The sequence below is a fragment of the Gemmata algarum genome, from assembly GCF_034097035.1.
In the GTDB taxonomy this organism is placed as follows: Bacteria; Planctomycetota; Planctomycetia; order Gemmatales; family Gemmataceae; genus Gemmata; species Gemmata algarum.
This window is the reverse complement of record NZ_JAXBLV010000179.1, coordinates 1-12400: the sequence shown is the minus strand read 5'-3', so window position 1 is coordinate 12400 and position 12400 is coordinate 1. Positions and strand designations below refer to the sequence as shown.

Here is a 12400-nt window from a genome sequence, read left to right as displayed (position 1 = left end):
CTGCGGAGGTTATTTCTTGGGCGCGGCGGGCGGGATCAGGTTCCACTCCTCTGGCGCCACGGGAGCACCGGGGCGGGCCTGCTGGAGGCCGTCGAGAATAACGCGGTCTTGCGGGAGGAGGCCGGCGGTGATCGCCACGACCGACTTGATCGGGCGGCGGCTCGGGGCGGGCGGCTGGCCCTCCGCGGGCGGGGCCGGGGTCGGGTTGACCGCGATCCAACTGGGCGGCGCCTTGCCGGGCTCGGGCGGCGGCGCTTTCCACACCGGCGCCCCCACGGTGACGATTCGCTTCTCGACCGCGTTGTTGGCGGCCACCACGAACAGGAACCGCCCCTCCTGGCCGCTCAGCAGGCAATCTTCGGGGATTACGGTTTGCTGCGTGTAGTCGGATTTTGGCACGCGCACCCGCGCGTACATGCCGGGGTAGAGGAGCCGGACGTTGTTGGCCAGCAGGGGGTTGTCGAGCGTCCCGCGCACGTGAATCGTGCCGGTTGCCGTTTCGACGCGGTTGTCCCGGAAGTCGAGGGTGCCGCGGTGCGGGAAGTCGCGCTCGTCGCCGACCCCGATTTCGATGTCGGCCACATCCCCGGACGGGTGCGCCCGGATCCGCGCCTTTTGGGCCGCAAAGTAGTCCGCCTCTGGGGCGTCGAACTCGACGTACAACTTATCCACGCGAACGATCGTAGCCATGAGCGTCGTGTCGGCCTGGATCAGGTTCCCGCGGTGGACGTGCGTGCGGCCGATGCGACCCGGGATCCGCGCCTTAATGTCCGTGTAGCTCAGGATCAGGTTCGCGGAGTGCAGAGCTTCCTTTGCGGCGTCGCGGTTCGCTTCGGCCGCCTTTAACTCGGCGACCCGAACCCCGAGCGTTGCCCTGGCGAGATCGAGGTCCGCTTTCGAGGCGGACGCGACCTTGATGAGCCCGCTGACCCGCTCCAGGTCGGCTTTCGACTGCTCGATCTGGGCTTCCCACGTTTTGATCTCGGCGTCGGCCTTGAGCAGCTCCGCCTCCGCCTTCCGCACCGCCGTGTTGTACTCGCGCTTGTCGATCGTATAGAGCGGCGCGTCCTCGGCGACCTCGGTCCCTTCCTTGAACAGCACCTCGGTGAGGAACCCGCGGATCTTCGACCGCACCTCGACCGATTCGGTGGTGTTCAGGTACCCGTTGTACACCCAGTAGTCGCGCACGGGCGTTGTGGCGGGTCGGACGACGGTCACGCGGGGGGGAGGGGGCGCGGGAGGTGCGGGCTTCTGCGCGCGGCACCCGGCCAGGGCACTAACGGCCGCGACCAGAAAAGTGCCCAGCCAGATTCGGGGCATCGCGACGTTCCTTGCGAGGTTGAACGGGGTGCAATAGTGCAAGCGGCGCGCCGGCCCGCGCACCGTTTTACCTGTATTACTGGCGCCGACGCCGGCCCTTACGGATGGAGAAAAGTGTTGGGCATTAGTCCGCTGGACTATGCTTGTACGAAGTGTTTGGGGGCGGTTCAAAAATCGAACCCGACGCGCACGCCGTAGAGGTCCGCGGCGCCGTGCCGCCCGGTTCGGGTGGTCTGGAACGCGCGAATGTAGTTCGCCGTGATGCGCAGATACGGATTCAAGTACCAGTTGAGGCCGGCGGTCAGGTCGGTGAGCCGGCCGCCGCGGACGCTGCCGTTGTTCAGGTCGAGGTGCGAAAGCCGTAGTGCCAGTTCCCACGCGCCCGGGCCGCGGCCCAAGCTCCGCGCCTCCCGGCCGACGAAATCGCGGCGCGGCGAAATCCGGTCGAGCATGCCGGTGCTGCGCCGGTACGTCCGGTTCTCACCCGTCAAGAACACGCTGCCGTACACGTACCAGGACTGAAGGTAGACCGCGCCGCTGGCGTAGGTGTCGATGGGGACGAGGACGTACTCGCCTTGAGCCGAAAAGGGGCCGCGGATCAGCAGCGCCTCCGCCCCGATGAGCTGATAGAACCCGGCCCCGACGGCCCCGGTGTCCACAAAGTTGGGCACGTTGGGCGCGGCGGACCCGGAACGCAGCTCCGGGCGCACGGCGAACCGCACCTGGCCCCCCTTCGTGGCCCGGGCCGAGTACGCGAGCCCCAGGTGGAGCAGGTCGCGACCGTCGGTTGCTTCGTCGTACCACGGCAGGTACGTCACACGCCCCGTCGCCGCGGTGCGGAAATCGTTACCGGTGTCGTCGCCGAACACGTCGCTGTCGGTGTGGAAGGCCCCGACGGCCCACGTCCCGCGCTGGTCCGCGTAGGTGTCGAACGCCATCACCCCGGTGTTGCGGCCGGGGCTGATCGGCTCCGTCGGGAGGCTACGCTCCATGAACGTGATGAACCGGTTCTGGCTGTACTGCTCGAGGCCGAACGGTTCGAAGAAGTGCCCGGCGCGGACGTGACCGAGCCACGGCACGTCGTTGAGGCCGACGAACACGTCGATGAACGACGGCCGGCCCGGGAGCGCAAAGTCCAAGCCGAGTCGGTACTCGACCTGGCCGTATTCACCGAACATGTTGAAGCGGGCACGGCGAAACGCCGCCCCGTCGGGGATGCTCCCGACGGCGGCCCGGTTCACCGCGTCCTGATCGGACCAGATCGAGTCGGCTTGAATCTGGACGGACCAGTTGAGTGTGGGCTTCTTGGCGGCGTCGGCGGCCTTCTGCTTCGACTTTTTGAGCTCGTCTTCCAGGTTGGAGACGCGCTGCATCAGTTCCGTGAGCTTGTCCTTCGGTCCGTCCGCCGCCGGCACCAGTTCCGCGGGGGAGGTGGCCTCGACCGGTTGGACCGGTGCATTGGTGACGGCCGGCCGCTCCTGAGCGCTGAGGCGTGCGCAAATGAGGCAAGCGGCGCAAAGAGCCAGCGCGAACAGGGGGCGCAACATCGATCGGAGTTCCGTCAAGCATCGGAGATTCCGGTCCTTTAACGACATGCGCGGGGTGAATCAACCGGAACCCGAGGCGCTATCTGACCTTTCGCGGCGCGCGGCGCGGCGGCACAATACGCGGGTATGAGAATACTCCACACCGCCGACTGGCACCTGGGGGACCGGCTCGGCCGGATCGACCGTACCGACGACCTCCGCCGAGCGGTCGAGCGCGTCGCCGCGCACTGCAAAGAGCAGAACGTGGACGTGCTCCTGGTCGCCGGCGACCTGTTCAGCGAGCTGGCTCGCCCGGACGGGCTGCGCGAAACGATCCGGCACTGGCAGGAGGTGTTCCGCGAGTTCCTCGAAACCGGCGGCACGATCCTCACACTCACCGGCAACCACGACAACGAGAACTTCTGCCAGACGCTTGTGAGCGCGATGTCGCTCGCGTCGCCCACGATCGGGCGCCCCGGAGAGGTGGTCCCCCCGGGGCGGCTCTACCTCGCGGCCGAGCCCACGTTCCTGCGCCTCGAAGACCGAACGGACGGGTTCCCGGTGCAGTTCGTGCTGATGCCGTTCCCGACCCCGCACCGGTTCTTCCGCGGCGACGCCGCCCTGAAGTATGGCAGCCCCGAGGAGAAAAATGCGCTGCTGGTGTCGGCGTGGGCCGACGCGCTGCGCGAGATCCGCGCGCACCCTAAATACGACGCCACCGCGCCCGCCGTGCTGAGCGCGCACGTTCACGTCCACGGTTCGACGGTGGGGCCGAGCCTGTTCCGGATTACGATCGAAGAGGACGTGGTGGTCGAGGGCGCGGACCTGCCGCAGCAGTTCGATTACGTTGCGCTGGGGCACATTCACAAGCCGCAAGTCGTTGGCGCGCCGCACATGCGCTACTGCGGCAGCATCGAACGCATGGACCTAGGCGAACAGGGCGACCAGAAGGGCGTCGTTTTGGTCGACATCGGCCGAACCGGGCGGAACGGAGAGCCAGAGGTGCTGCCGCTCCCGTCCACTCCGATTTACGAAGTGGTCGTGTTGGACCCGGCGCAGGACATCCCGCGGCTGCGGGAGGAGTTCCCGGACGCGCAGAACGACCTCGTGAACCTTCAGATCCGCTACACCTCGGGCAAGGACCAGCTCGAGGACGTGCTGCGCGACCTGGACCGCATTTTCCCGCGCTGGTACGCCCGCGACTGGCAGGAAACCGGCGCACTCGGCCCGACGCTGGTGAACCCCGCGGAGGGCGCCGGCGGAAAAGGGTTCGGCGAAACGGTGCGCGAGTACCTGGGACAAGAACTCGTTCAGCACGACGAGGGCGAACGGGACGCGATCCTGAAGATCGCGGACGGGCTGCTGAAGGAACTGGAAAACTAAGCATTAATGGCCGCAAAACGGCACAAGAGGAAGCAGAAGAACACAAATTGAGAGCGGATGTTCTTTGGCCTCTTTTTGAGCTTTTTGTGCCGTTTCTGCCTTCTGGATTGAGACGGCGAAATGATCCCGCAACGAGTGAAGCTGTCCGGGTTCCTCTCGTACAAGGACGAGCAGGAGATTCGTTTCGACGGCGCGCCCCTGTGGATGCTGTCGGGCACCAACGGGAGCGGCAAGTCGAGCATCTTCGACGCGGTCACGTTCGCGCTGTTCGGCCACCACCGCGGCGGGAGCCAGAGCGCCGCCGAACTCATCAACAAGGAAGCCACCACCCTCAGCGTCGAGTTCGACTTCACCAGCGAGCGGCAACTGTACCGGATCAAGCGGACCGTGCGCAAGCGCCAGAGCGGCGTCGCCAGCACGCAGCAGGTGCTGAAGCACACGCACAGCGAGATCACCGGCGAGACGTGGGAGGCGGTGGCGGGGACCGAGTACAAGGCGAAGTTCGACACCTGGGTGAAGGACAAGATCGGGCTCGATTACGAGACGTTCACGTCGTCGGTGCTGTTGCTCCAGGGCAAATCGGAAAAGCTGCTCGACAGCACCCCGGCGGGGCGCGCGGGGGTGCTCGCGCGGATCGTGGACCTGGAGCGCTACCAGAAGCTTCACGGAAAAGCCGACGACAAGCGCCGCGCGCTCAAGAGCGAGCTGGAGGGCCTCACGAATCAACTGCTCGGCGTGAAGGAGGTGACCAACGAGGAGTACGCCGAGGTGGAGGCGCAGATTCTGGAGCTGGACGAGGCGCGGCTGCGCGCGCAGGAGCGCATCGACCACCTCAACGCGCTGGAGCTGCGGGCGCGGCGCTGGACCGACACGCAGGCCAAGCTCCAGGGGGTGCGGGCGAAGCTCCAAGGCGCCGAAAAGCTGCTCGGCACCGCGGTCGCGATCGAGAAGGACCACACCCGGCTGCGCGAGCTCCGCGACGTGCTTCCGGCGGTCAACACGATCGTCACCGAGCGCGGCCGGGTCAACGCGTCGGAGCGCAACACCGACCGCCTCACCAAGGAGCGCGAGGAGGTGACGGAGACCCGGCGTAAGACCGATAACACGCTCTCGCAGCTCCGGAAGAAGCTCGCCGCGCTCAAAACCACGCAGACCGAGAACGAGGCCAAAAAGGGGCACCTCGAAACGCGCTTGCGCGAGCTGACCGCGGTCCTCGAAAAGGTCAAACAGGTCGAGGACGCGGAGTCCGAGATCGCGCGCCTGGACGACGAGCTGAAGCCGTTCCCGAAGGACACCGACGCGAGGGTGCGCGAGTTCCAGACCGAACACGAGCGGCTCGCGCTGCTCGCTCAGCACGTCGCGCTATTGGACCGCCTGCACCAGGACCGCTCCGAACTCACGAAGGCGGTTACGGCCGAGCGGCAGGTCCGCGCCGACGAGTCGCGGCTCAAGGCCGAGGGCATCAAGGCGAAAGAGGACTTCACGCAACTCGAGGCGGATGCGAAGGCCGCCCGCGAGGACCGGGCCGCAAAAGACCAGGCTGCGGCCGAGGCCCGCGCGCTCGCCCGGCAGGCACGCGAACTCGCCGACGAGTTCAAGAGCATGACCGGCGTCACGAAGTGCCGGGCGTGCGGCCAGAAGCTCACGCCCGAGCATTTTGCGGACGAGAAGAAGGCCCGCGAGGCCGAGGCGAAAAAGGCCGAGGAGCGGCTCAAGACGCTGACCGTTGGCGCGGAGAAAGCCCGCACGCGCGAGGACGAACTCGCCTCGAAGGAAGTCACGGAGCGCAAGCGGCTCACCGACCTTCGCGACCGGTGGAAGGACGCCGACGCGGCGCTCAAGCAGACGACCGCCGACATCAAGCGCCTGACCGAGGCGTGCCGGCAAACGTACTTCGCGCTGCCCGACGAGTTCAAGCAGAAGCTCGGCCCGTCCGAGCCGGCCGACTGGTCGGCGGTGACGTACCCGAACCGGCAGGATCTCGCCGCGCTCAACGACGAGGCCCGCGGGATCGAACTCACCCGCCGGAGGTTGAAGGCCGCGCAGGAGGAGGCAAAAAAGGCCGAGGCCCTCCGGGCGAAGCTCGACTCGGCGCGCGAGCGGCTCGCGCGGGCGCAGCGCGCGTTGCCCGGGGGCGACCCCGGCGCGCTCCGTCAGGAATACGTCGCGAAGCAGAGCGAAGAGAAAAGCGTTAAGGCGGCGCTGGAAGCGGGCAAGAAAGAGATCACCGCGACCGAGGGCGACATCGAACGTTACCAGCGCGCCGTGAACAACGCGGAGCAAGAACTGGTCACCATCGCGGGCAAACTGGAGCTTGAGGAGTCGAGCCGCCGGCAGAGCGGCGAGTCGATCGAACGCGCGAAGAAGGCGCTCCCGGCCGCGTGGCAGAAGCCGCTCGAAACCGCGGGGCTCACGGACCGCGCGCGGTGGCAGGACGAACTCGACGAACTGGTGACCAAAAATACGGAAGCGCGGTACACGCAGCTCCAGGCCGCGCGGGGCGGGTTGGACCCGCTCCGGGCCGAAATCAAGCAGCTCGAAGGCGAGGCCGATGCGTTCCCGGAAGAGGAACGCCGCTTGCCGGACGACGTGCGGAACGAGGTGGCCGCGGCGCGAAAGGAGCTGGACCTTCGGAACCAACAGCACCTCGACGCGCTCGGGCGCCGGCGCGTGCTGGACGGCTACCGGCAGCAGCGCTTCGAGCTGGCGGAGCGGTTCCGCGCGGTGGACGCCGACCACAACCGCCATAAGGTGCTGGCGGAGCTGCTGGGCCGCGACCGCTTGCAGCGCCACTTGGTGCGCCAGGCCGAGCGCCAGATCGTTGACTACGCGAACGCGGTTCTGGACCGGCTGAGCGGCGGACAACTGTTCATGCGGCTGGTCGAGTCCGAGGCCGGGACCGACAAGGCGCTGGACCTGGAGTGCGCGAACCGGGTGACCGGCGGCGGCGCGATCAACGTGGCGTTCCTGAGCGGGAGCCAGCGGTTCCGGGTGGCGGTGGCGCTCGCGCTGGGGATCGGGCAGTACGCGAGCAAGCAGCACCGGCCGATCGAGAGCGTCATCATCGACGAGGGGTTCGGTTGCCTGGACCGGGCCGGCCGGCAGGTGATGATCCAGGAGCTCCAGAACCTCCGCGGGCACCTGCACTGCATTCTGCTCGTGTCGCACCAGGAGGAGTTCGCGGACGCGTTCCCCGACGGGTACAAGTTCGAGTTGCAGGACGGCGCGACGCGGGTGAGCCGGCTGGTGCGGTAAGCGGTATCGCGTTTCACGCTTGCCGCCCGCCGGGATCGCGAACCGGTCCTATCGCACCCGGCGGTAGAACCGGTTCGCGATGAAGCTCTCACCCACAAGCAGCCCGAGTACGGCGATCAGCAGCCACGGGAACAGGTCGATCAGCCCGCCCAGGGTGGTTGTCAACAGGTCGGCCAGTGACACGTTTTTCGTCGCGGGCGTCACCACGATCACGCGCCCCTCGCCGACCAACTCCTCCACATCCTTCACATCGACCTTCGCAAGGTTGCTCTCGTCGGCCGGCACGTTCAGGCTGAACCCGTCGCGCCACACCTCCGTCGCCCCCGGACGCACGGACAGCGCGAAGTTGCCGGGGGCGTTCGTCTTCGGCGGGCTGATGCGCAGCTCCGTTTGTTTGTCGCCCGGGCGGATCGTGGCATCGTTGCCCACGATCACGTTCGGCGGCCCCTCGAACAGCACCACGCTCTCCCGCTGTAACTTCCCGCGCGGCAGCGGGACCGTCACCATTGCGCCGGTCGGGTAGTTGAAGTTTGCGTCCTCGGTGTCACCGGCGAGGTACCGCACCAGAAGGTTCGGAAACGCCACGAACCAGGACCCGTCCTGCGCCCAGTAGTTGTGCCAGTTGTCCCGGTCGTCGCCCACGTCCATCCGCGTCGTGAGCAGCACCACCTTGCCTTTCGGCTTGTTCCCGTCGTTCGGGTCCGTTACCGATCGCTCCAACACCGCCGGGTGCTGCTGCTCGGGCTTCTCGGCGTCGCGGTACCGCACCGCCACGGTTGCGCCGGCGGCGGGCGTCACGTCCCAGAACTTCCAGGTCACGCGGGGGTTGGAAATCACGTTCAGCCGCTCCGTCCTTTGCTGTCGCCAGGAGTCGATCGGCTTCAACAGCGGCTGCGCGAGGGCCTTCTCGTCCAGAACCCACGTCACCCCGTTCTTGCCCTCGCGGGGCTCCTCCCAGGTCGAGGCCGTCTGCGGCGGCGGCGGCGGGGTCACGCGCCGCGTGTCGATCACCTTGCCGAGGGTGCCGGGCATCAGGTCGCTCGCCACGTCGTTATAACCGGCGGGATCGGTCCAGCCGTCGCGGCCCGGGATCACGATGAGCTTGCCGCCCGCGCGCAGCATCGGGCGCAGCTTGTCCCAGAGGGTGTTGCCCGCCGGTAGGTTTGGGTTGTTCACTGCCAGCAGGCACACCGTCTCGAAGCTGCGCAGGTCTTCGGTGACGAGTTCCGCGGGCTTCTTCGGGTCCGGGGCGAATTTCACCACCGCCTGTCCGCCCTCGGCGGTTTCGATTTGGCTCGGCGTCACCACGAGGCAGTCGAACTCTTCCTTGGTGAGGTGCGCCACCTGCCAAAACGTAGCGCCCTTCGGGTCGTCGGTGATGGTGAGGATGCGCCGGGCCGCGCCGACCTTGAAAGTCAGGTACCGGACGTTGTCGGCCGCGAGGTTGTCCGGTTTGGAGAGGGCGAACTCCCACTGATTGAGCCCGGGTTTGAGGTTCCGCAGCTCGAATGACACCCGCTGCGTTTGGCCGCTGACGACCTTCACCGGCTTCGCCAGCGAGCCGTCGGCCTTCGCCGCGCCGGTGAGCTTCGGGGTAACAACCGCCTCAATCGCTTCGCCCGCCGCGCCGACGGCCCCCACGGTCACATCAACCGTGACGGTTTGGTTCGCCGGGACGATTTGCGGCTTCATTTCCACGGCGAGGATGGACACGTTCACCGGCTGGTCCGGGCCGAAGTCGAACACAACGTGCGTCGGCTTCGGATCGGGGACCTGCTCGCGGAGCTTCTTGAGGTCTTCGGTCCGGGTGCCGTCCCACGACGACGCGGTGCGGTCGGTGAACACCGCGACCAACTTCTGAAGCGGGTCGGCCGCGTCGGTTTCCTGGTCCACCTTCGCGAGCAGTTGGTAGGCCGCGGCGATGGCGGCGCTGACGTTGTGGCCCCCGCCGCGGGTTTCCTTGAGGTCCTCGATGCGGCGCTGGGCGGCCCTGGTGTCCTGGAGCCACACCGCGGTGAGGTCGGCGGTGTCGAGCACCGCGACCGGTGACCGGTCGGGCAGGTCGTTGAGCAACTCGATCGCGCGCTGGCGGGCCTCGTCGAGCCGGGACAGCTTGTCCGGGGCGTACCCCATGCTCGGGCTGGTGTCGATCACGATGACCGCGGCGACCGGCTGCTCACCGCGGATGTTGAACTGGTCGCTTTTGAGCGAGGGCTGGTACAGGGTGAGCGTGAACAGGGCGATGATGAGCATCCGCAGCGCGAGGAGGATGAAGTGCCGCAGGCGCAGCTTGCGCTGGTTGGTTTTGAGCTTCTGCTTGAGAAAGCGGTACGCCGGGAACGAGAGCCGCTTGGGCTCCTGCTTCATGATCAGGTGCAGCAGGATCGGCAACCCGACGAGGGCCGCACCCGCGAGAAGAATGGCGTTCATGGTGCCATTCTAACCACCGCGGACGGTGCGTGTTGGCACGATTCAGCTCTTGGGACGGCCGAACTCGTCGAGCCCGTACCGCGCGAAGATCTCGGCCGGCGGAACCTCCACAATCTCGCCGTTCCGCCACACGCTCACAGAACGTCCCATACGCGCGTGTTCGAGGAGCGCTTCCTTGTCGGCGGCGGCGTGCGCACGCGCGATGGCGTCGAGGTCAAGGAGGTCACTCGCTGGAAGCGTCGCTTGTTCCGGCATTGTCGGCACTCCGTTGAAAAGCGTTCCACGTATCGGGATCGAGAACCGTGTCGAAATAGCTGTTATTGAACGCAACGAGCCGCCGTTCCTCGCTGTTATCATACACCTGCCACGTGGTCACAACAGGTCGATACAGGTCGAGGAAGTTGCGCACGCTGCGCGAGTATCGTCGGCGAATGGTGTCGTCCGGCACATGGTGCCCGCCGGCGCGAACGCGCTCTGCGACGCGCCGGATCGCCATATCGGGACTTCGCAACCAGTAGTACAGCAGGTGAACGGCGTAACCGCTCTGGGCCAGTTCGCGGAGCCAGCGGGCGTAGGCCCGGCCCGAGAGCGTGGTCTCGAAGGCGAAGCTCCGGCGCGCCGCGGCCAGCTCGTGCAGGTGATCGAGCATCACGCGCCCGGCCTTGGCCGCGACCGATTCGACATCGAACGCGTTCAGCCCGCGGGCGATGGCGTCGGCGTTCGTGAAGGACGGGATTCGCATCGCGTCGCGGAGCAGGTGCTGTGAGGCGGTCGTTTTACCGGCCCCGTTGATGCCGGCGAGAACCGCGACCTGCGGGCGGATGGCTGCGGCATCATTCATATACGTCACCCAGCGTTCGACCTGTCGGGCTTCTCGATTGCCAGTTACAGAACTGCCAAAGATTGTCATTGACACCGTTCAGAAACAGTATACCGTAAGGTCGCTCGTGTATACACCATATCGGGCACGAGCGTTCGTGGCACCAGGAGTCCATAATGCGCAAGTGGATCGCCAAGCTCCTTAAACAATCGCCCCCCCCATGCGAATGACCGCCGCGCGGCGAAGTGCCGGTTGGCCGTCGAAGCACTGGAAGGCCGCGACGTGCCAGCCGTCATCTTCACCGACACATACGCCTGGTCGTACTACGGGTTCGCGCCGGGGGCCGACGTGACGGTCACGGTCGAGGACGACGCGCCGGGGCACCCCGGGCGGTACCTGTGGACGTACACCGTCACGAACACCGGCTACACCCAGCAGACGGGCGACGCCATCGGCGGCTTTGCCATCCCGGTCGGCGACCCGGACGACGTGGCCGACATCGGGGGCGGCTCGGGCTGGAGCGGCGCCGTCGGGTACATCGGGTACCCGACGCTGCTGGGCTGGCAGGGCGGTGCGATCGCCGCCGGCGCCTCGGCCGACTTCACGTTCACCACGTCGATGACGGGCGTTGAGGAGTTGGGGCCGGACATGCGCTTCATGGGTGGCACCGGCGGGCCGGGTGCCGCCGGGGTCGGGCCGGTCGCGGCCCCGGCTCCGACGCTCCTTGTCACGACCGCGCAAGACGTCGTCGATAACTTCGACGGCGAGACCTCACTGCGGGAGGCGATCGCAGTAGTCAACGGTAAGCCGAACCCCGCCGGCTCCCAGCGGATCAAGTTCAAGGACACCCTAAACGGGGCGACGATTACGCTCAATCCGAACGCGGGCTTCGGGCAACTAACGCTCAGCTCGGGTGTGTTCATTGACGGGGAGAACAAGGGCATTACCGTCCGGCGCGACGCGAGCACTACGACCCTTCACCGCATCTTCGAGGTTACTTCGCAAGTCCGGGCCCGACTCAACGGGCTGACCGTGAAGAACGGGAAGCTCGACTTCAACCCGGGTGCGGCGATCCTCTCGCACGGCTACCTGAACGTCGAGAATTGCACGTTCAGCCAGAACGAGGCGACGGGTAGCCGTGGCGGCGCGATCGCGGCGGAAGCCGAGTCGCTGAAGGTGACCGGGGGCGGGTTCACCGGGAACAAGGCCGCGCTTGGCGGGGCAATCTACCTCGGCGACGGCGTGAACGGCTCCATCTACGACACCCACCTGACGCTCAACATCGCCACCGACCGCGGTGGTGGCCTCTACATCTCCGCGTCGAACGTCGCCCTATCTGGGGTGGACGTGAACGGCAACTCGGCCGCCACCCGGGGTGGCGGAATTTACGTCGGTAACCCGGTCGCGGCGGGTTCGATCCTGATCCTGACCGGCGGGACGACCGTCCAGAACAACGTGGTGAGCAGCACGACCGGTAAGGGCGGCGGCATCTACTTCGGGAAGGGCACCATTAACCTGAACGGCGTGTGGATCGGGAGCAACTCCGCGACCCAAGGTGACGGCTTGTACTTGGTTTTCAACACGACGAAGAACGTCGGCACCAGTGGCGTGACGTTCTTCGACGACAGCGAGTTCGTCGAACCGGCATGACACCGCAACCCCTACA

At 66.8% G+C, this 12400-nt stretch carries 8 protein-coding genes; 3 read left to right on the top strand and 5 right to left on the bottom strand.

Going from position 1 to position 12400, the window contains the following annotated elements; all coding sequences use genetic code 11:
- Positions 1-9: 9 nt before the first annotated feature.
- Both R5W23_RS15560 and R5W23_RS15555 read right to left on the bottom strand, forming a co-directional pair.
- Positions 10-1320, bottom strand: coding sequence for an efflux RND transporter periplasmic adaptor subunit (locus R5W23_RS15560; RefSeq protein ID WP_320687072.1), 1311 nt, complete (start codon positions 1318-1320; stop codon positions 10-12).
- A 167-nt stretch (positions 1321-1487) separates the two neighbouring features.
- Positions 1488-2867 carry an OprO/OprP family phosphate-selective porin gene (locus tag R5W23_RS15555; RefSeq protein ID WP_320687071.1) on the bottom strand — a complete coding sequence of 460 codons (1380 nt, stop codon included), beginning with the start codon at positions 2865-2867 and terminating at the stop codon, positions 1488-1490.
- A gap of 126 nt (positions 2868-2993) precedes the next feature.
- Here R5W23_RS15555 and R5W23_RS15550 point away from each other — a divergent pair, with 126 nt between their 5' ends.
- Complete coding sequence (locus tag R5W23_RS15550) at positions 2994-4229, top strand: metallophosphoesterase family protein (protein ID WP_320687070.1); 1236 nt, start codon at positions 2994-2996, stop codon at positions 4227-4229.
- A gap of 120 nt (positions 4230-4349) precedes the next feature.
- The gene (locus R5W23_RS15545; RefSeq protein ID WP_320687069.1) at positions 4350-7484 is read left to right on the top strand and encodes an SMC family ATPase; all 3135 of its coding nucleotides are present in this window, start codon (positions 4350-4352) and stop codon (positions 7482-7484) included.
- A 48-nt stretch (positions 7485-7532) separates the two neighbouring features.
- Here R5W23_RS15545 and R5W23_RS15540 read toward each other — a convergent pair whose 3' ends face one another.
- The 3 genes from R5W23_RS15540 to R5W23_RS15530 are packed head-to-tail and all read right to left on the bottom strand — an operon-like array spanning position 7533 to position 10755.
- Positions 7533-9914, bottom strand: a complete 2382-nt coding sequence (locus R5W23_RS15540) for a BatA domain-containing protein (protein ID WP_320687068.1) — start codon at positions 9912-9914, stop codon at positions 7533-7535.
- A 42-nt stretch (positions 9915-9956) separates the two neighbouring features.
- On the bottom strand, positions 9957-10169 hold the full coding sequence (locus R5W23_RS15535) for a hypothetical protein (protein WP_320687067.1): 213 nt from the start codon (positions 10167-10169) through the stop codon (positions 9957-9959).
- On the bottom strand, positions 10138-10755 hold the full coding sequence (locus tag R5W23_RS15530; protein ID WP_320687066.1) for an AAA family ATPase: 618 nt from the start codon (positions 10753-10755) through the stop codon (positions 10138-10140). Before R5W23_RS15530 ends, R5W23_RS15535 begins: the two co-directional genes overlap by 32 nt.
- A gap of 231 nt (positions 10756-10986) precedes the next feature.
- Here R5W23_RS15530 and R5W23_RS15525 point away from each other — a divergent pair, with 231 nt between their 5' ends.
- Positions 10987-12384, top strand: a complete 1398-nt coding sequence (locus R5W23_RS15525; protein ID WP_320687065.1) for a hypothetical protein — start codon at positions 10987-10989, stop codon at positions 12382-12384.
- Positions 12385-12400 lie beyond the last annotated feature (16 nt).